The sequence below is a fragment of the Pseudooceanicola sp. LIPI14-2-Ac024 genome (assembly GCF_042188925.1).
Taxonomy (GTDB): Bacteria; Pseudomonadota; Alphaproteobacteria; order Rhodobacterales; family Rhodobacteraceae; genus Pseudooceanicola.
On the sequence record NZ_CP170102.1, the window covers coordinates 1,640,697 to 1,659,545 of the forward strand.

Annotated in this window: 21 protein-coding genes and 1 pseudogene; 16 read left to right on the plus strand and 6 right to left on the minus strand. The window is 68.2% G+C overall.

Annotated elements, in window-relative coordinates; translation table 11 throughout:
- Nucleotides 1-206: 206 nt before the first annotated feature.
- Nucleotides 207-413 (minus strand): cold-shock protein, encoded by a 207-nt coding sequence (locus tag ACE2AC_RS08000; protein WP_375691573.1) that lies wholly within the window; start codon nt 411-413, stop codon nt 207-209.
- A gap of 268 nt (nt 414-681) precedes the next feature.
- Between ACE2AC_RS08000 and ACE2AC_RS08005 the strand changes: the two genes are divergently transcribed.
- Both ACE2AC_RS08005 and ACE2AC_RS08010 read left to right on the plus strand, forming a co-directional pair.
- A complete protein-coding gene (locus ACE2AC_RS08005) occupies nt 682-1,041 on the plus strand; it encodes a nuclear transport factor 2 family protein (protein WP_375691574.1) in 360 nt (119 codons plus the stop codon).
- Nucleotides 1,042-1,125: 84 nt separating this feature from the next.
- On the plus strand, nt 1,126-1,551 hold the full coding sequence (locus ACE2AC_RS08010) for a BLUF domain-containing protein (RefSeq protein WP_375691575.1): 426 nt from the start codon (nt 1,126-1,128) through the stop codon (nt 1,549-1,551).
- A gap of 5 nt (nt 1,552-1,556) precedes the next feature.
- On the opposite strand, the gene ACE2AC_RS08015 is transcribed toward ACE2AC_RS08010, so the two are convergent.
- A complete protein-coding gene (locus ACE2AC_RS08015) occupies nt 1,557-2,234 on the minus strand; it encodes a DUF2161 domain-containing phosphodiesterase (RefSeq protein WP_375691576.1) in 678 nt (225 codons plus the stop codon).
- A 66-nt stretch (nt 2,235-2,300) separates the two neighbouring features.
- Between ACE2AC_RS08015 and ACE2AC_RS08020 the strand changes: the two genes are divergently transcribed.
- Both ACE2AC_RS08020 and ACE2AC_RS08025 read left to right on the plus strand, forming a co-directional pair.
- Nucleotides 2,301-3,002 carry a zinc transporter gene (locus ACE2AC_RS08020; protein WP_375691577.1) on the plus strand — a complete coding sequence of 234 codons (702 nt, stop codon included), beginning with the start codon at nt 2,301-2,303 and terminating at the stop codon, nt 3,000-3,002.
- Between the two features lie 72 nt (nt 3,003-3,074).
- Nucleotides 3,075-3,995: a manganese-dependent inorganic pyrophosphatase gene (locus ACE2AC_RS08025; RefSeq protein WP_375691578.1), complete on the plus strand. Its 921-nt coding sequence runs from the start codon at nt 3,075-3,077 to the stop codon at nt 3,993-3,995.
- A gap of 64 nt (nt 3,996-4,059) precedes the next feature.
- Here the strand turns inward: ACE2AC_RS08025 and ACE2AC_RS08030 are convergent, their stop codons facing one another.
- The gene (locus ACE2AC_RS08030; protein ID WP_375691579.1) at nt 4,060-4,539 is read right to left on the minus strand and encodes a VOC family protein; all 480 of its coding nucleotides are present in this window, start codon (nt 4,537-4,539) and stop codon (nt 4,060-4,062) included.
- A gap of 108 nt (nt 4,540-4,647) precedes the next feature.
- On the opposite strand from ACE2AC_RS08030, the gene ACE2AC_RS08035 reads away from it, so the two are divergent.
- Nucleotides 4,648-5,820 carry an MFS transporter gene (locus ACE2AC_RS08035; RefSeq protein ID WP_375691580.1) on the plus strand — a complete coding sequence of 391 codons (1,173 nt, stop codon included), beginning with the start codon at nt 4,648-4,650 and terminating at the stop codon, nt 5,818-5,820.
- On the opposite strand, the gene ACE2AC_RS08040 is transcribed toward ACE2AC_RS08035, so the two are convergent.
- On the minus strand, nt 5,814-6,614 hold the full coding sequence (locus ACE2AC_RS08040; protein WP_375691581.1) for an SDR family NAD(P)-dependent oxidoreductase: 801 nt from the start codon (nt 6,612-6,614) through the stop codon (nt 5,814-5,816). The genes ACE2AC_RS08035 and ACE2AC_RS08040 overlap by 7 nt on opposite strands.
- 120 nt (nt 6,615-6,734) lie before the next feature.
- Between ACE2AC_RS08040 and ACE2AC_RS08045 the strand changes: the two genes are divergently transcribed.
- From ACE2AC_RS08045 to ACE2AC_RS08070, 6 genes and pseudogenes are all read left to right on the plus strand, one after another.
- Complete coding sequence (locus ACE2AC_RS08045; RefSeq protein WP_375691582.1) at nt 6,735-7,112, plus strand: VOC family protein; 378 nt, start codon at nt 6,735-6,737, stop codon at nt 7,110-7,112.
- A 153-nt stretch (nt 7,113-7,265) separates the two neighbouring features.
- A pseudogene (locus tag ACE2AC_RS08050) lies at nt 7,266-8,137 on the plus strand (TIGR01459 family HAD-type hydrolase).
- Between the two features lie 105 nt (nt 8,138-8,242).
- Entirely contained in the window at nt 8,243-8,686 is a 444-nt protein-coding gene (locus tag ACE2AC_RS08055) for a MaoC family dehydratase (RefSeq protein WP_375691583.1), read from the plus strand.
- A 226-nt stretch (nt 8,687-8,912) separates the two neighbouring features.
- Nucleotides 8,913-9,860, plus strand: coding sequence for a bifunctional riboflavin kinase/FAD synthetase (locus ACE2AC_RS08060; protein WP_375691584.1), 948 nt, complete (start codon nt 8,913-8,915; stop codon nt 9,858-9,860).
- Entirely contained in the window at nt 9,857-10,330 is a 474-nt protein-coding gene (locus tag ACE2AC_RS08065; protein WP_375691585.1) for a YcgN family cysteine cluster protein, read from the plus strand. Before ACE2AC_RS08060 ends, ACE2AC_RS08065 begins: the two co-directional genes overlap by 4 nt.
- Complete coding sequence (locus ACE2AC_RS08070; RefSeq protein ID WP_375691586.1) at nt 10,330-11,379, plus strand: threonine aldolase family protein; 1,050 nt, start codon at nt 10,330-10,332, stop codon at nt 11,377-11,379. Before ACE2AC_RS08065 ends, ACE2AC_RS08070 begins: the two co-directional genes overlap by 1 nt.
- Nucleotides 11,380-11,442: 63 nt before the next feature.
- Here the strand turns inward: ACE2AC_RS08070 and ACE2AC_RS08075 are convergent, their stop codons facing one another.
- Both ACE2AC_RS08075 and ACE2AC_RS08080 read right to left on the minus strand, forming a co-directional pair.
- A complete protein-coding gene (locus ACE2AC_RS08075) occupies nt 11,443-12,258 on the minus strand; it encodes an alpha/beta fold hydrolase (protein WP_375691587.1) in 816 nt (271 codons plus the stop codon).
- Complete coding sequence (locus ACE2AC_RS08080; RefSeq protein WP_375691588.1) at nt 12,258-12,854, minus strand: 2-hydroxychromene-2-carboxylate isomerase; 597 nt, start codon at nt 12,852-12,854, stop codon at nt 12,258-12,260. The genes ACE2AC_RS08075 and ACE2AC_RS08080 overlap by 1 nt, the downstream gene beginning before the upstream one ends.
- A 95-nt stretch (nt 12,855-12,949) precedes the next feature.
- Between ACE2AC_RS08080 and ACE2AC_RS08085 the strand changes: the two genes are divergently transcribed.
- From ACE2AC_RS08085 to ACE2AC_RS08105, 5 genes are all read left to right on the plus strand, one after another.
- Complete coding sequence (locus tag ACE2AC_RS08085) at nt 12,950-13,966, plus strand: ribose-phosphate pyrophosphokinase (RefSeq protein ID WP_375691589.1); 1,017 nt, start codon at nt 12,950-12,952, stop codon at nt 13,964-13,966.
- Between the two features lie 245 nt (nt 13,967-14,211).
- Complete coding sequence (locus ACE2AC_RS08090) at nt 14,212-15,315, plus strand: C4-dicarboxylate TRAP transporter substrate-binding protein (RefSeq protein ID WP_375691590.1); 1,104 nt, start codon at nt 14,212-14,214, stop codon at nt 15,313-15,315.
- Between the two features lie 306 nt (nt 15,316-15,621).
- A complete protein-coding gene (locus tag ACE2AC_RS08095) occupies nt 15,622-16,719 on the plus strand; it encodes a C4-dicarboxylate TRAP transporter substrate-binding protein (RefSeq protein WP_375691591.1) in 1,098 nt (365 codons plus the stop codon).
- Nucleotides 16,720-16,784: 65 nt separating this feature from the next.
- A complete protein-coding gene (locus ACE2AC_RS08100) occupies nt 16,785-17,423 on the plus strand; it encodes a TRAP transporter small permease (protein WP_375691592.1) in 639 nt (212 codons plus the stop codon).
- 68 nt (nt 17,424-17,491) lie between these two features.
- Entirely contained in the window at nt 17,492-18,805 is a 1,314-nt protein-coding gene (locus ACE2AC_RS08105; protein ID WP_375691593.1) for a TRAP transporter large permease, read from the plus strand.
- Nucleotides 18,806-18,849: the final 44 nt, after the last annotated feature.

Genomic DNA, 18,849 nt, shown 5'->3' on the forward strand with positions numbered 1-18,849 from the left:
TCGCCGGGAAAATCCACCGCCCCGCCGCACCCTGCGCGGCACATGGCCCGAAACGGCCCGGACCGGCAGGCGATGGCCGATCCCTATCCGCCGGTCACGACGGTTTGGTGACGCGCGGGCCGCGCCGCGCATGAAAAGACCCGGCCCCTCGCGGGACCGGGTCGAATCTCTTGCCGGGCGCGGCTGACGCGCACGCCCCGGTCGGCTTACGCCAGCTGCAGGTTCGCTGCGGCTTCGCGGCCGTTGCGGCCGGCTTCGATGTCGAAGCTGACCTTCGCGCCTTCCTCGAGCGAGGTCAGGCCAGCGCGCTCAACGGCGCTGATGTGGACGAAAACGTCCTTTGCGCCGCCATCGGGGGCGATGAAGCCGTAGCCCTTGGTGGCGTTGAACCATTTCACGGTGCCAGTGGCCATCGTGATACTCCTTTGTCTTGCTGCCCGCGGAAGTGCGGCAGCCCGGCAGTCCAAGCATTCGAAGCCTGGCGCCTTTGAGGAGCGTCACAAGGTCGAAAGTCGCAAACGTGCAGCCCTCCACATCACTTTTTTTGAGCGTTTGCGCAAGAGATTCTTCGAGAATCAGCTTCTGACGCTGCGATTCCAGCCGATTATCGCCGATTTAAACCTGCCGCAGGGGGAACCGCCCCCGCGACCCATGCGTCTGTCCCCCGAGACGGAGGCACACATGACCGACGACGACGACATCTGGACGGCCGAGGAACTGCTCTGGACGGGCGGCACCGACGCCTTCCGCAATCGCCTCGCCCCCGCCTGCCTGATGGCCTTTCCCGGCATCGGCGCCCTGGAGGGTGAGGCGATCCTCGACAGCCTCAAGGACGCGCCGCGCTGGCAGACGGTCGAAATGGCGGGCCGCCACCGGGTGGAAACCGACGGCATCGCGGTGCTGGCCTATACCGCCACCGGGCTGCGCGACGGCGACGCGCCCTACACCGCGCTCTGCACCTCGACATGGGTGTCCACGCCGGACGGCTGGCGGCTGGCGCAGCACCAGCAGGCGCCGCTCCCTGACCCGGCAGCGCAATAGCCCCCCGGCACCAACTCCCTGCTTGACCCGCCGGGCGCAAGGCCTCATCGCGGCGGGGCACCCAACCGAAAGCTTCGCGCCGAAATGACCCACCGTCTCATCTATGTCAGTGCCGCCCGCCGCGCGGTCGACAGCAGCGATCTGGACGCCATCCTCGAAACCTCGCGACGGAACAATGCGCGCGACGGCATCACCGGCGTGCTGATCTACCACGACCTCACCTTCGTGCAGATGCTCGAAGGCGATGCCGGCACGGTGCACGACTGCTACGCCCGGATCGAGGGCGACAGCCGGCACGGAGAGATCGCCCGCATCATCGACGATCCGATCGCGACGCGTGCCTTCCCGAACTGGTCGATGGGCTTTGCCGCGCCCGCCAACCTCGACGCACCGGCCCGCGAAGGGGTGCATTCCCTGGCGGCGTTGCGGCGGACCGGGTTTGCCGGCCTCGCCGACGATCCGGTGATGACGCGCCTTCTGGAAACCATCGTCTCGGGCCTGCGGCACTAGGCCGGTCAGTCCGGCAGGGCGCCGTCCCAATCCGCCAGCCCCTGCCACCCCCCGGCGCTCAGGCCGTAGACACCGCGCTCCACCCTCTCGAACCAGCCGTAGTGGTCGTCGCGCATGATCCGCGTGGCCGCGGGCACGCCGGTCGCCTTGGCGATCGCCGCGCCGCGGTCCGGCCCGGTCTCGGCCAGGTAGCGGGCGCAGCGCAGGGCGTCCTGCCTATAGCTGGTGACGATCCCGTGCCGGGTCGCGCCGCCGTCGTTCGGATCACCCGCCCGGCGCTCGAACTCCCGCAACAGCCGCGCCTTCTTCTTGGCCGACTTGCGGGGGGCATACGGGCCGGGATCGCACAGCACCTCGACATGGCCGTCGCGCGGGCGGACATGGATCAGCCCCAGCCCCAGGCGCCGGCAGAGCGCCGCATCCGCCGCCAGCGCCTTGCGCCCCTTCTTGGGTTTCGGCACGGCGAGATAGACATGGTCGCTGACCGCCAGCCGCGCGATGCCCTGCTGCAGCAGCGACAGGGTAAAGCCGGTCTTCAGCTCGATCAGCAGCGGCTCGCCCGGCGCGTCCGGGGCCACCGCCACCACGTCCGCCGCGCCGACCTCGCCCTTCACGACATAGCCGCGGGCCTCCAGCCAGCGCTTCACCGGCGCGTAGAGATCCGCTTCCCTGCCCTTTGCCATATGCTTGTCCCGCCTGCCTTTCCCCCTATCTAACCGCACCGGCCCGCCCTGCAAAACCGGAAAGCCATGACCCTCGTCCTCGTCGTTCTCGCCGTCTCGGCCGCCCTGATCGTCGGCGCGCTCTGGGGTCTCTACGGCCGCCTGCCCGCGCCGCTCGAAGGCTTCCTGATTGCGCTGGCGGGCGGCGCCCTCATCGTCTCGGTGATGGAGGAGCTGATCCGCCCGGCGCTCGACACCCTCGACTTTGCCCTGCTGGCCGCCTGCGTGGCGGCGGGTGCGCTCGCCTTCACCGTCGCCGACCGCTGGCTGCAGCACTCGACCGAGGGCAACGAGGGTGCGGGCCTGCTGCTGGCGATCACCTTCGACGGGGTGCCCGAGAACCTCGCCCTCGGGGTCGCGCTGATCGGCACCTCGGCGCCCGAGGTGGCGGCGCTGGCAGGCTCCATCCTGCTGTCGAACCTGCCCGAGGCCGCGGGCGGCGCCAAGGAGATGGCCGAGGGCGGAATGGCCCGCGGCAAGGTGCTGCTGCTCTGGTCGCTGACCGCCGCGCTGCTGGCCGCCGCCGCGATCCTCGGCAACCTCGCCCTGCGCGACGCCGGGCCCGCCTGGCTGGCCGCGATCCGCTGCCTGGCCGCCGGCGCGGTGACCGCCTCGCTCGCGACCGAGGTCTTTCCCAAGGCCTTCCGCGAGGACCGTTTCGGCACCGGGATCGCCATCGCCGCGGGTCTTCTGACCGCCCTCGCCCTGTCCCAGCTATCGTCCGGGTGACGATGGGTGACAAGCGCCGGGGGCCTCTGTATACCCCGCCGCGACTCCTCATTCACCAATGGACGGACAGACATGACGATCAAGGTTTTCGGCCACAAATCCCCCGACACCGACTCCACCGGCTCGGCCCTCATCTGGGCCTGGTACCTGTCCGAGGTGCGCGGCCAGCCGGCCGAGGCGAAACTGCTGGGCGAACCCAACACCGAAGCCGCCTTCATGCTCGAGAAGTGGGGCTTCGATAAGCCCGAGATCATCACCGACGTCGCGGCCGACGACAAGGTGGTCATCGTCGACACCAACAACCCCGCCGAGCTGCCCGCCTCGATCAACGCGGCCGACGTGATCCAGATCATCGACCATCACAAGCTGGCCGGCGGGCTCGAAACCAAGGGCCCGATCGACATCACGATCAAGCCGCTGGCCTGCACCGCGACCATCATGCACAACCTGATGGGGCCGAACGACGCCAAGATGACCGACCCGATCAAGGGCCTGATGCTGTCGTGCATCCTGTCGGACACGCTGGAATTCCGCTCTCCCACCACGACCGACCAGGACAAGGCCCTGGCCGAGCAGCTGGCCGGTGAGCTGGGCATCGACCTCTCGGCCTACGCCTCCGAGATGTTCGAGGCGAAATCCGACGTCTCCGCCTTCTCGGACGCCGAGCTGATCCGCATGGACAGCAAGGAATACGCCGTCGACGGCACCAAGTTCCGCGTCTCGGTCCTCGAGACCACCGCGCCCAAGATCGTGCTCGATCGCAAGAACAGCCTGATGGAGAGCTTCAAGGCCGTCGCGGCCGAGGACGGCGTCGACCAGGTCCTGCTCTTCGTCGTCGACATCCTGAACGAGGAAGCCACCCTCTTCGTGCCGAACGACCTGGTGAAGGGCCTGGCAGAAAAGAGCTTCGGCGCCACCGTGGCGGGCGACACCGTCGTCCTGCCCGGCATCATGTCGCGCAAGAAACAGATCATCCCGTCGCTCAAGGTCTGATCCCGGCGATCACGGATTTCCGGAACGGGCGTCGCGACAGCGGCGCCCGTTCTGCTTGGGGGGCCTACCCGCGCCGCGCCGCCTCGATCTTGGCGACGTCGATCTTGCCCATCTCCATCATCGCAGCGAAGGCCCGCTGCGCCTCGTCGCCGCCCGCCGACAGCGCCTCGGTCAGCACCCGCGGCGTGATCTGCCACGACACGCCCCAGCGGTCCTTGCACCAGCCGCAGGCGCTTTCCTGCCCGCCGTTGCCGACGATGGCATCCCAGTAGCGGTCCGTCTCCGCCTGGTCGTCGGTCGCGATCTGGAACGAAAACGCCTCGGACTGCTGGAAGGTCGGGCCACCGTTCAAACCCATGCAGGGAATGCCCAGAACGGTAAAGTAGACCACCAGCACGTCGCCCGCCTTGCCCGACGGGAAATCCCCCGGCGCGCGGCTCACCTCGGTCACCTCGCTGTCGGGAAAGGTCTCGGCATAGAACCGCGCCGCCGCCTCGGCGTCCCGGTCGTACCAGATGCAGATCGTGTTCTTCGCGATGGCCATGGAAACCTCCTCCTCCAGCCCGGGCCCGCGCCCGTCACCGCCCGAACGCCGGCCGGGGGCCGCGCGTTCCATCTTGACGTCCGGGCCCGGGGCGGGCCTAAGGCGGTCATGTCCACCCCCGACCGCACGCCCTTCGGCCTCGTCCTCCTGCTCTATGCTGCCGGTCTCGGCGCGGCGGCGCAATACGGCAAGGCCAGCGTCCTCTTCCCCGCGCTGCGCGCCGCCTATCCGGACGCGGGCACCGCCGTCGGCTTCATCGTCTCGGGCATCGGACTGCTCGGCATCGTCTTCGGCCTGGCCGCGGGCCTGCTGGTCGCCCGCCTCGGCACCCGGCGGCTGCTGCTGGCGGCGCTGGTCTTCGGCGCGGCGATGTCGGCGTACCAGGCCACCCTGCCCGCCCTGCCCCTGATGATTGCCAGCCGCGTGGCCGAGGGGCTCAGCCACCTCGTCATCGTGGTCGCCGCCCCCACGCTGATCGCCCAGGTCTCGGCCCCGCGCCACCGGGTCTTCACCCTCACGCTCTGGAGCACCTTTTTCGGCGTCTCCTTCGCCGTCCTCGCCTGGGTCGGCCAGCCCTTCGCCGCCCGCCACGGCACCGGCGCGCTGATCCTGGCCCACGCGGCCTTCATGGCCGCGATGGCCGTGGCCCTCGCCATCCGCCTGCCGCGCACCACCCCGCCGCAGGGCGGCCCGCGCCTCGGCCTCGCGGCAATCCTCGACCAGCACCGCCGGATCTATGCCTCGCCGCGCATCGCGGCCCCGGCGGCGGGCTGGCTCTTCTACACGCTGGGCTACGTGTCCATCGTCACCGTCCTGCCCGACTTCGTCGATCCCGCCGCCCGCAGCCTCGTCACCGGGGCGATGCCGCTGGCCGGGATGATCGTGTCGATGACGCTCGGCGTGGTCCTCGTGACCCGCTTCACCGCCGTGCCGGTGATCGTGGCGGGCTTTGCGCTCGGCACGGCGCTCGCCCTCGCCTTCGGGCTCAGCGGCGGCGATCCGATCCTCGCGATCCTGACCATCGCCGCACTCGGCCTCGTGCAGGGGGCGAGCTTTGCGCTGGTCCCCCAGCTCAACACCACCACCGAAACCCAGGCCGAGGCGAACGGCGCGCTGGCCCAGATGGGCAACCTCGGCAACACGCTCGGCACGCCGCTCCTGCTGCTGGCGACGGGCGGCTTCGGCATGGCCGGGCTGACCGCCTTTGCCATGCTCTGCTTTGCCGGCGGCGCGGCGATCCACCTGCGGCTCGCCGCCGCGCGCCGGGCCACGGATCAGTAGGCGATCACTCCCGGCCGCCCGCCGGTCGCGGTGATCACCTCGCCGTTGATCGCCGAGGACAGCGGCGAGGCGAGGAAGACGATGATGTTGGCCATGTCCCGCGCATCCGGCAGCACGCCGTTCAGCGTGGCCCCCGCCAGCACGCCCAGTTCCTCGTCAAAGCTGCGGCCCGCCGCCGCGGCCCGCGCCTCGAGCATCGCGTCCACCTTCTCGGTCCGGGTCATGCCGGGGTGCACCACGCTGGTCGTCACCCCCGTCCCCGCCAGGTCATGCGCCAGGTTCTTGGTCAGCGCCACGACCCCGGCATTGCGGATCGCGCCCGCGGTGTCGCCCGGCCGGTACATGCCCGTCCCCGAGACGTTGATGATCCGGCCCCAGCCCGCGCCGACCATGTGCGGCATCGCCCCCTGCGCCACCCGCAGGTAGCCCATCACCTTCACGTTCATGTGCCGGTCGAGGTGCGCGTGGTCCAGCTCTGCCGTCGACGGCGGCTTCTTCTGCCCCGCTGGTTCCGCGGCGCAGTTCACCACGATGTCGATCCCGCCAAGCCGCTCCGCCACGTCCGCCACCATCGCCGCGACCGAGGCATCGATGCCGGTGTCGCAGGTGCTGGCGATCGCCCGCACCCCGTGCGTCGCCGCGATCCCGGTCGCCAGCGCCTCGGCCGTCTCGCGCGTGCGGCCGACGATGGCGACATCCACGCCCTCGGCCGCCAGCCCCTCGGCCACCGCCTTGCCGATTCCCATGCTGCCGCCCGCGATCAGCGCGCGCTTGCCCTTCAACTGCAGGTCCATGACACCCTCCCTCTGGTCCGGCGCCAGACTTGCCCGCGCGGCACGGAACCTCAAGGCCCGCGTTGGCGATCGGCCCCGCCTTCGCTATCCTGCCCGCAGGCAGCCTGGGGAGGACTCGCCATGATCACCCAAATCGACCACGTCGTCCTGGTGGTCGCCGACATCGACCGCACCATCGAATTCTACACCCGCGTCCTGCAGATGGACGTCGAAGAGTTCGAGGGCGGCCGCCGCGCCCTGCGCTTCGGCGGTCAGAAGTTCAACCTGCAGACGCCCGCCAGCGTGAACCACGACCACGCCGCGCCCGGCTCGGCCAACCTGTGCCTGCTGTCGGACTGGCCGATGAAGAAGATCGTCGCCCAGCTCCACCACGAAGGGGTCGAGATCAAGGTCGGCCCCGAGGAACGCGAAGGCGCGGTTGGCCCGATGCTCTCGGTCTACTTCACCGACCCGGACGGCCACCTGATCGAGGTCTCGCAGCCGCTGCCCGCGCGCTGACCGCCCCCGCCCGGCAGGGAAATCCGCTGGCCTCCCCCGGCCCGATCGGTCATTGATGCACCGCGCGCGCGGCGGTCCCGAAAACACCGACGCGATACCGACGTAATACCGACGCGATACCGACGTTGCGTTCGCGGCCTTAACGGGATGCCCATGACCCAGATCATCACCGCCCTGTCCGAGATCTCCACCCGCTACGACGCCATGTTCGTCGACCTCTGGGGCTGCGTGCATGACGGGGTCAGGGCCCTGCCCGAGGCGGTCGCCGCCTTGCAGGCCTATCGCAAGGATGGCGGCGTCGTGGTGCTGGTCACCAACTCCCCCCGCCCCCGCAGCTCGGTCGAGGTGCAGCTCGATGGCTTCGGCGTGCCGCGCGACGCCTGGGACGCCATCGCCACCTCGGGCGACAGCGCGCGCGCCGCGCTCTACCAGGGCACCGTGGGCAACAAGGTATTCTTCATTGGGGAACAAGAGGATACCGGGTTCTTTGAGCCGCTGCACATCCAGGAAAACCCGGTCAAGATCGACCTCGTCCCGCTGGACGAGGCCGAGGGCATCGTCTGCCTCGGACCGTTTGACCCGCAGGCCGATCCCTCGGTCCTGCGGCCCGAACTGCTGCTGGCCAAGACCCGCGGTCTCAAGCTGCTCTGCGCCAATCCCGACATCGTGGTCGACCGCGGCACCCGCCGCGAATGGTGCGCGGGCGCCATCGCGCGGCTCTATACCGAGATGGGCGGAGAAAGCCTCTATTTCGGCAAGCCGCATCCGCCGATCTACGACCTCGCCCGCCGCCGCCTCGCCGCGATCCTGCCCAAGGTCCCGCCCGAGGCGATCCTGTGCATCGGCGACGGCATCGGCACCGACGTGGCCGGGGCGTTAGGGGAAGATTACGATTCGCTCTTCATAACCGGCGGCCTCGCGGCCGAGGAAACCCGGACCGAGGCCCATCCCCACCCGGATTCGTTGCAAGCGTTTCTGGAAAAGAGAAAACCACCCCGACCTTTGCCATCGGGAAACTGCGCTGACCGTCCTTTAGGGGTTGATTTTCTGCGCCCGCGAAGTAATTAAGTTGCTCACGGCGTCAGGAATACGTGCGAAAATTACCGTCACGTCATCGAAGGAGGGCCCGGATGTTGGACAACATGCCCCGCGGCACGATCTGCATCGAGGATATCGAGATGGGGATGACCCGCCACGTGCGGAAGGTCGTCACCGACGAGGATATCGAGATGTTCGCCCAGGTCTCGACCGACCGGAACCCGGTGCACCTCGACGACGCCTATGCCCGCGACACCATCTTCGAGGGCCGCATCGCCCACGGGATGCTGACCGCCGGGCTGGTCTCGGCCGTCATCGGCGAACAGCTTCCTGGCCACGGCACGGTCTACATGGGCCAGACGCTGAAATTCCTGGCCCCCGTGCGCCCCGGCGACATGGTCACGGCCGAGGTCGAGGTGATCGGCATCGACCACGCCAAGCGCCGCGTGCAGCTCGACTGCCGCTGCATGGTCGACGGCAAGAAGGTCCTGGTCGGCGAAGCCACCGTGCTGGCGCCCTCGCGGAAATTCGACTGATTTCAATTAGTTAGCATTACGCCGCCCGCCGCGCGGCGCGCCGGAACTCGCCACGGGCCTCCGCCCCCGCGGGGACCGTCCGGCGCGATGCCCTCGGCGAAAGCGCGTGCGGAACCCTGACGCCCGGATGCGGCGCCCGGTTCCGCGGCGGCGCGGTCTTCAGACACGGGCAAAGCGGGCCGAGGGGCCTTGCACCTGCCCGCACCGGGGGCTACCCCTTCGGCCCATGCGGATCGTGCGCGACCATACCTTCGTTTCCGGCCAGGATCGCGGCGCGAGCGCCGCCATCGGCAATTTCGACGGCGTCCACCTGGGCCATCAGGCGGTGATCGACCTGGCGCGCACCGCCGGAAAGAAGATCGGCGCCCCCCTCGGCGTCGTCACCTTCGAACCGCACCCGCGCGAGGTCTTCGCCCCCGACGCCGCCCCCTTCCGCCTGACCGGGTCCGAGGCGCGGGCCCACCGGCTGGAAAAGCTGGGCGTCGACGTGCTCTACGAGCTGAACTTCAACAAGGGCCTCGCCGGCCTGACGCCCGAGGACTTTGCCCGCCACGTGCTGGTCGACGGTCTGGGCCTGCGCCACGTGGTGGTCGGCAGCGATTTCCACTTCGGCAAGGGCCGCGCCGGGGATCCGGCGATGCTCGCAGAGTTGGGCGCGCAGATGGGCTTTGGCGTCACCGTGGCCGAGATGGTCGGAGGCGAGGCCGGGCGCGTCTCCTCCACCGCGATCCGCGTGGCGCTGGCCGAGGGCCGCCCCCGCGATGCCGCTGCGATGCTGGGCCACTGGCACCGGATGGAGGGCCCGGTGATCCGCGGCGACCAGCGCGGCCGCCACCTGGGTTTCCCGACGGCGAACCTGTCGATCGAGGGGCTGCACCGGCCGAAGTTCGGCGTCTACGCGGTCCTGGTCGATGTCCTCTCAGGCCCCCACGCCGGCAGCTACCGCGGCGCCGCATCGCTCGGCCTGCGGCCGCAGTTCGGGGGCGAGGTGCCGAACCTCGAAACCTTCATCTTCGACTTCAAGGGCGATCTCTACGGCACCCATATCTCGGTCGCGCTGGTCGAGTACCTGCGCCCCGAGATGACCTTTGACGGGGCCGACTGGCAGGACCAGCTGATCGCCCAGATGGATGCCGACTGCGCCCGCGCGCGCGACATCCTGGCCGCGGAATGAGCCGGGATCCCATCGACCGCACGGGCCTGCGCGAGGGCTTCTGGGAGGACACCCCCCTCGAACGCATGACCCAGCGGGAATGGGAAGCGCTCTGCGACGGCTGCGGCAAGTGCTGCATGAACAAGCTCGAGGACGAAGAGACCGGAGAGGTCGCCCTCACCCGCGTCGCCTGCCGCCTGTTCGACGACGGCAGCTGCCGCTGTTCGCAGTACCCGATCCGCCACCAGTTCGTCCCCGAATGCATCTCGCTGACGGCCAAGGACCTCGACAAGCACATGTACTGGTTGCCGCAGACCTGCGCCTACCGGCTCCTGCGCGAGGGCCGCAAGCTCTACGACTGGCACCCGCTGATCTCGGGCACGCCCGACAGCGTGCACCGCGCCGGCGTCTCGATGCGGCACATGACCGTGCCCGAGTTCGAGGTCGACGAGGAGGATTGGGAGGATCACATCATAGAGGAACCCGTCTGATGCATTTCCGCTCCGACAATGCCGGCCCCGCCCATCCCAGCGTGCTGGAGGCGATGATCGCCGCCAACACCGGCTATGCGCCGGGCTACGGGGCCGAGCCGCTGATGGCCGACGTCGCCGACAAGAACCGCATGCTCTTCGAGGCGCCTGAGGCGGCGGTCTACCTCGTCGCCACCGGCACGGCCGCGAACAGCCTCGCGCTCGCCACCTATTGCCAGCCCTGGCAGACGACCTACTGCGCCCCCGTCGCCCACGTGCAGGAGGACGAATGCAACGCACCCGAGTTCTTCTCGGGCGGGGCAAAGCTGACGCTGGTCGGGTCGGGCGACAAGTTCACCGCCGACGAGCTGAAGGCCGTCATGGCCGAGCAGGAAGTGCGCGGCGTGCACGGCGCGCAGCGCGGTCCGGTGACGATCACCCAGTCGACCGAGCTGGGGCGGCTCTACACCCTGGACGAGATCGCGGCGATCGCCGAGGTCACCCATGGGTTCGGCCAGAAACTCTACATGGATGGGGCGCGGTTCTCGAACGCGGTGGCCGCGCTCGGTTGTTCCCCGGCCGAGATGACCTGGAAGGCCGGCGTCGACGCGGTCAGCTTCGGTGGAACCAAGAACGGCTGCGTCGGGGTCGAGGCGGTGATCCTCTTCGACCCCGAGAAGGCGTGGGAGTTCGAACTGCGGCGCAAGCGCGGCGCGCACCTCTTTTCCAAGCACCGGTATCTCTCGGCCCAGATGGCGGCCTACCTGGCCGACGATCTCTGGCTGACCTGCGCACGGGCCGCGAACGCCAACTGCGCCCGGCTGGCCGAGGGGTTGAAGGGGGTCGACGGCGTCAGCTTCCTGCACGCGCCCGAGGCCAACGCGCTCTTTGCCGAGATGCCGCGCGAGATGCACCGCCGCCTGGTGGAGGGTGGCGCGGGCTACAACCTCTGGGGCGAACCGATGTCGGCGATCCACGAGGACGGAGGCCCGATCCTGGCGCGCTTCGTCTGCGACTGGTCGCTGCCCGCGATCGAGATCGACCGCTTCGTGGAAATCGCGCGCGGCTGACCCCGCGCGAGCGCCGGGGGCCCTGCCCCCGGTCTGCGACCTGTCCCCGGAAGACTGCGGCGCTCAGGCGTCGAGGTTGGTGAGGAAATCCCGGATCGCGGCGCCGACCGGCGCCGGATGGGTGATCGGCACCATGTGCGCGGCGCCGGGGACGATCACCCGGGTCGCGTTCGGGATGCGCCGTTCCAGCCCGCCCTGGATGATCCGCATGTGCGGCGGGCTGTCCGCGCCTTCGATCAGCAGCGTCGGGATCTGCAGCGCCTCGAGCTTGCGCTCGGCCAGCATGTTGCCCGGATCGCCGTTGTTGCTGCGCTGGACCGCCCCGATCATCGGGATGCGGCGGGTCAGCCCGGCGCGCTGGCGGTCCGTCATCTCGTCCCAGTTGCGGCCGTCGCCCCATTCGGCGTGGAACGCCCGCGCCGCGGTTTCCAGGTCGCCGCGCTCCATCGCCTGCATGAAGGGCCGGTTGTTGCCGTCCCCCTCGCCCAGCGTTTCGGGCGCATCGGCCCGCACGATCGAGAAGAACACCGTCTCGATCAGCGTCAGCGAGGCGACGCGCTCGGGCGCCTCGACCGCGAGGCGCAGCGCGACCGTGGCGCCGAAGCTGTGGCCGAGCAGGTGGATCGGCCCCTCTCCCATCAGCTCGCGCCCCATGGCACAGGCGACATCCTGGTAGGGCGTGACCCCGTCCCAGTCCGCCGAACCGCCGTGCCCCGGAAGGTCGTAGGCCCGCATGGTGACGAGGTCGCCGATTTCCTCGGACAGGCCCTGGAAGGCCCCGCCGTGCGCCAGCGAACAGTGCACCGCCAGCATCGGCCGCGCCCCCTGCCCCAGCTCGCGCCAGTGGGTTTCGACCCCGCCCAGCAAACCGTCCGGCATCAGAGCCGCCCGGCGAGGTGGGATTCGAGATCGTCGAGCCGGTCCTGGCCCCAGAACTTCTGCCCGCTGTCGACCACGTAGAAGGGCGAGCCGAAGACGCCTTCCTGGATCGCCTCCTCGGTATAGGCCTCGTAGGTGGTGGCCCCGGCCAGCAGCCCGCTGTCGGCCAGCCCCGGATCGAAGCCCGCGGCCGAGAGGCAGTCGCGGATCACCTCGTCCTCGGCGATGTTGCGATCCTCGGCCCAGCAGGCGCGCAGAACGTTCTGCACCAGCGCCGCGGTGTCGCCCCCGGCCTTCTGCGCGGCGATGATCGCATAGGACGACGGCGCCGGGTTGGTCGGGAAATGCGCCGGATGGATGGTCAGCGGCAGGCCGGTCTTGGCCTGGGCGCGGGCCAGTTCCTGCAGGCGGTAGTCCTGCCGCGCCTGGGAACGCTGCTTGAGCGGCAGCCCCCCCGTCGCCGAGAAGACCTTGCCCAGGTCGACGGGCTTGTAGGTCACCGTCGCGCCGTGCCGGGCCGCCATGGTTTCAAGCCGGTCACCGGCCAGGTAGGCCCAGGGCGAGACCGTGGTAAAGTAATAGTCGATGTGGGCCATGGTCTTCCTTCCCCTCCCGGCAATGTTTGCAAGACCGTATCGGGGTGGTAAGCGGTGTCAACGTCACGATTCCGTCACCCTACGGGAAGCTGCCCATGCCCAACATCGTCGAACCGAAACTCATCGCCGGGAATTCCAACCTGCCGCTGGCCAATTCCATCGCGCGCCGCATGTCTATGCATCGCGGCATGACGGTGGACCTCGTCAACGCGCGGGTCGAGCGATTCAACGACGGCGAGATCTTCGTAGAGGTGTTCGAGAACGTCCGCGGCGAGGACATGTTCATCATCCAGTCGACGTCGAACCCGGCGAACGACAACCTGATGGAGCTCCTGATCATCGCCGACGCGCTGCGCCGCTCCTCGGCCCAGCGGGTCACCGCGGTGATCCCCTACTTCGGCTATGCCCGGCAGGACCGCCGCACCAAGGCGCGCACCCCGATCAGCGCCAAGCTGGTCGCCAACATGCTGGTCGAGGCAGGCATCGCGCGGGTGCTGACGATGGACCTGCACGCGGCGCAGATCCAGGGCTTCTTCGACATCCCTGTCGACAACCTCTATGCCAGCCCGATCTTCGCGCTCGACATCAAGAACCAGTTCAAGGACAGCATGGGCGACCTGATGGTCGTCTCGCCCGACGTCGGCGGCGTGGCCCGCGCGCGGGAACTGGCAAAACGGATCGACGCGCCGCTGGCCATCGTCGACAAGCGGCGCGAGAAGCCGGGCGAAGTGGCCGAGATGACGGTGATCGGCGAGGTCGCCGGCAAGAAGTGCATCATCGTCGACGACATGGTCGACACCGCCGGCACCCTCTGCAAGGCCGCCGACCTGTTGATGAGCAACGGAGCGACCGAGGTTCACGCCTACATCTCGCACGGCGTCCTGTCGGGCCCGGCGGTCGACCGGGTGTCCAAGTCGGTGATGAAGTCGCTGGTGATCACCGACTCGATCGCCGCAACCCCTGCGGTCCAGGGCTGCAAGAACATCCGCATCCTGCCGACCGCGCCGATGTTCGCGCAGGCGATCCTGAACATCTGGAACGGCACCTCGGTGTCGTCGCTGTTCGAGACCGAGACGTTGGAACCGATCTACGAGGGCTTCTTCAAGGGCTGAGGCCTGCGCCCGATGCCGCGGGTGCAGCCCTGCGCGGCGGCGCAGAAATGCATGTAAACCGCATATAAACAACACCATCGCATATGTGCGATTGCCCCGGCCGCGGCCCGCGCGCCGGGGATTTCCTTGCCTGAAAAGTCGACACGCGCTTACGCTTTCGCCACGAAGCGGCGCGTCGCGTCGCGGGATCGGCGCCTTCAAGAGCGGTTAACTGCCACCGCCGGTCCGGCTCTTGGGAGGAAATGATGAAGACCAAAATGCTGTCCCTGACAGCCGCGGCGGCGCTGTCCGCCGGGTTCATGGTTCCGCAGGCCAAGGCGCTCGACCTGACCTTCGGCACCTATGTCTCGCCCACCTCGACCACGTTCCGCGCCGGGACCGAGCCGTTCCTGCAGCGGCTCGAAGAGCAATCGAACGGCGACATGAAGTGGGAGGCCTTCACCGGCGGCGCCATGGGCGGGCCGAAGGAGCTTCTGGGCAATGCCGGGTCCGGCGTGCTCGACGCGTCGGGCGTGGTGGACATCTACGTCAAGGCATCGCTGCCGCATTCCTCGCTGGTGTCGGGGATGTTGATCGTGGGCGAGGATCCGGCCGCGATGGCCGGTGCGATGAACGAGTTCCAGCTGCTGAACTGCCCGAAATGCCTCGAGGATCACGAAAAGAACAACGTGATCGCCATGGGCTTCACCTCGACCGGGACCTACCACCTGATCTGCAAGGACGAGGTCCACACCAAGGACCAGCTTGCCGGCAAGAAGGTCCGCGCGGTCGGCGGCATGGGGCGCGCGATGCAGTCGCTCGGCGCCACCGCCGTGTCGATCACCACCGCCGAGATGTACGAGGCGATGCAGCGCGGCCAGATGGACTGCGCCACCGGCTCGGCCGCCTGGCTCGACACCTACAACCTCAAGGACTTCTCGAAATCCATCGTCAGTGACAGCCTCGGGTCCTACTTCGGGATCATGGGCTTCGTGATGAACAAGGATGTCTGGGAAGAGCTCAGCGACGAGAACCGCGCGATCATCAAGGCCAACATGCCCGCGCTGGTCGCCGACATCGTCTGGGCCTACGAGCCCGAGGGCGTCGAGGCGATCAAGAACCTAGAGGCGGCGGGCGGCAAGGTCTACGAGTTCGACCAGACGCTCAAGGACGAGGTCGCGGCCCTGCGGGATGCCGAGTACGACACCACCATCGCGGTCGGCAAGGAAGGCGGGCTCGACAACTCCGAGGAGCTGGTGACCACCTTCAAGACCCTCGTCGAGAAGTGGACCGGCATCATGGAAGAGGTCGGCGACGACAAGGAGGCCTTTATCGAGGCGCTCCAGCGCGAGGTCTACGACAAGATCTGAGGCATTGCCGGGGCGGTCCCCGGGCCGCCCCGGCGATCCGGCCGGCTCCGCGCCGGCCGCGACGTTCCGCAGGGCATGGGGACCGGGATGGGTCCTGCGGGACGACGGCACCCGGCACGCGGGCCGGGCGATCCGCGGCAGAGGCCCTCTCCACCCACATGGCAAGGATATGGAATCTGTTGTTTACTCACCGGTCAAATCTTAGTCTTCTGATACAAGAGCTTGGAAACCGGCTCTGAGGCACGGCCACCGCGGGGAGGAGACCGCGGCCCGGACGCCTGCAAACGGTTTCAAGGGAGGAAGAAAATGACAATTCGCAAGACCACCATGTCCGCGCTCGCCCTAGCGGCGGCGACGGCCGCGCCGGCGTTCGCGCTGGAACTGACCTACGGCGCCTACACCTCGCCCACGCACACGACCAACGTCGCCGGCATCCAGCCGACGCAGAAGCGGATCACCGAGGCGACCAACGGCGAGATCACGTTCGAAACCTTTGCCGGCGGCGCCATGGGGGGCCCCAAGGACCTGCTGGGCAATGTCGGCAACGGCATCCTCGACAGCGCCTCGGTCGTGGACATCTACGTCAAGGCCTCGCTGCCGGTGTCGGCGATGATCTCGTCCATGCTGGCGATCGGCGACGATCCCAAGGTGATGGCGGCCGCGGTGAACGAATTCCACCTGCTGGCCTGCCCCGAGTGCAAGGAAGAGGACGAGAAGAACAACGTCATCGGCCTCAGCTGGTCGGCCACCGGCGCCTACCACGTGATCTGCAAGGACCCGATCAAGGGGCTCGAGGACCTGCAGGGCCGCAAGATCCGCGCCACCTCGGGCATCGGCGTCGCCATGCAGGAGATCGGGGCCGCCCCGGTCTCGATCACCACGGCCGAGATGTACGAGGCGATGCAGCGCGGCCAGATCGACTGTGCCGTCGGCGCGACCGCCTGGCTCGACACCTACAACCTCAAGGACTTTGCCAAGGGGGTCTGGACCAACGCGCTCGGCTCCTACTTCGGCACCATGAACTGGGCGATCAACCTCGACGTCTGGAACGACCTGACGCCGGAACAGCAGCAGGTGTTCAAGGACAACATGGCCGAGGCCGTGGCCGACATCATGTGGGCCTATGTCGAGGACAACGAAACCGCGATGGAGTGGCTGAAGGAGAACGGCGGCACCGTCGAGGAATCCGACCAGGCCTTCAAGGACGCCTGGGAGGCGCAGCAAGCCAAGGCCTACGAGACGGCGCTGGCCGCGGCCCAGGACGACGGCATCGAGAACGCCGAGGAACTGCTGAACACCTTCAAGGGCCTGGTCGAGAAGTGGACCGCCAAGATGGAAGAGATCGGCGACGACAAGGAGGCCTACCGCGAGGCGCTCCAGCAAGAGATCTTCTCGAAAATCTGATCAGTTGACCGGGGCCGTCCCACGTGACCGCCCCGGTCCGTCTTGTCTGAACAACGGGTAGTGCCATGCTACGTGCGATCGAATCCGTCGCCTCCCGCGTGTCCGGCCTTGTGGCCATGATCGGCGGCATCATCCTCTTCGTGATGATGGTGCAGGTCTCGCTGGACGTCGGGATGAAATACATCCTCAACCGGCCGATCCCCTCGACCCTGGAAATCGTCTCGGCCTACTACATGGTCGCGCTGGTCTTCCTGCCGCTCGGGGTGGTGACACGCGACCACGAACACCTCGAGGTCGAACTTTTCACCCAGCACCTGCCGCCGCGCAGGATCGCCTTTTTCAAGCTGCTCGGCTGCGTCATCGGCGCGGTCTACGTCGGCTTCATGTTCTGGGAAGGCGTCCACGAGGCGCTGCACAAGACTGAGATCGGCGAGGTCTGGGAAACCGCGACCTTCGACATCCCGGTCTGGGGCGCGCGCTGGTTCTACCCGATCGGCACCTTCCTGACCTGCGTCTACCTGGTGCTCTACGCGATCGACAACTTTGCCTTCATGACGCGCGGCGAGCACGTCCTGCCGGACCGCAGCCTGAAATCCGCGGTCGAGGCCGCGGTGGCCGAGGCCGACAAGATCGCCGGACACACCCGCACCACCGGCGACGACGGACGGCTCGGGGTCGGCAAGGACGGCGGCTCGGCCGAGTGATTCACGGATTTGGGAGGAGCCCGGACGCGCCGGTCAGAAGGCGGCGCCGGGATTAGGGAACAGTTACCATGGAACCATTGACTATCGGCTTTCTCGGCATCGTGGCCATTCTCGTGCTGCTGGCCGCCCGGGTCCCGATCGCCTTCGCACTCGGCTCGGTCTCGCTGGTCGGGATCATAATCGTGCGCAACGAACGCGCGGCCTTCGCCATGCTAGGCGGCCTGCCGCACGAATTCGCCTCGAGTTGGGAGCTTTCGGCGATCCCGATGTTCCTGCTGATGGGGGCGGTGGCCTACAAGACCGGGCTGACATCGTCGCTTTATGCCGCGGCGCGGGTCTGGCTGAACAACCTGCCGGGCGGGCTGGCGGTGGCCACGAACTTCACCGCCGCCGGGTTCGCCGCCGCCTCGGGCTCCTCGGTCGCCACCTCTGCCGCGGTCGGGCGGCTCGCCATCCCGGAGATGCTGAAATACGGCTATGACAAGTCGTTGGCGACCGGCACGGTGGCGGCGTCGGGCACGCTCGGCGCGCTGATCCCGCCCTCGATCGCCTTCGTGGTCTACGGCTTCTTCACCGAGCAATCGGTCGGCCGGCTGCTGATCGCGGGGCTGATCCCCGGCCTGATGACCGCCGCGGCCTACACGATCATGATCGTGGGACGCTGCACCATCTGGCCCAAGCTCGCCCCCAAGGTCGCGATCGAGGTCACATGGGGCGACCGCTGGCGCGCCCTGCGCGACGTCTGGCCGCTGCCGCTCCTCGTGCTTGGCGTGGTCGGCTCGATCTACGCCGGCATCGCCACCCCGACCGAGGCGGGCGCCCTCGGCGCGCTCTTTGCCATCCTGATCGGGCTGGCGCAGGGGCGCTGTTCCTTCGAGGTGTTGAAGGAGGCGGTGATGGATGCGCTGCGCACCACCTCGTCGCTCTTCTTCCTCGCCATCGGGGCGGTGCTGCTGACCCGGTTCCTCGCGCTGGCGGGGGTGCCGACCTACATCGCCAACCTCGTGTCGGACATGAACCTGAACGAACTGGAACTGGTGATCGCACTGGCGGTGATCTACCTGATCCTCGGCATGTTCCTCGATCCGCTCGGGGTGATGCTGCTGACGCTGCCGGTCTTCCTGCCGGCCTTTGACGCGCTGAACGTGAACCTGATCTGGATCGGCGTGATCGTGGTCAAGATGATCGAGATCGGGCTGCTCACGCCGCCTGTCGGGTTGAATGTCTACATCGTCAAGAACGTGGTCGGCGACGCGGTGCCGCTGTCGACCATCTTCAAGGGCGTCGGCTGGTTCCTGGTCTGCGAGTTCTTCATCATGTGGCTGCTGATCTGGTACCCGCAGTTCTCGCTGTGGCTGCCGAGCCTGATGATGGACGGCTGATCACCGAACGACCGACGCCAACAGAAAGGCCCGCCTCGACCGGC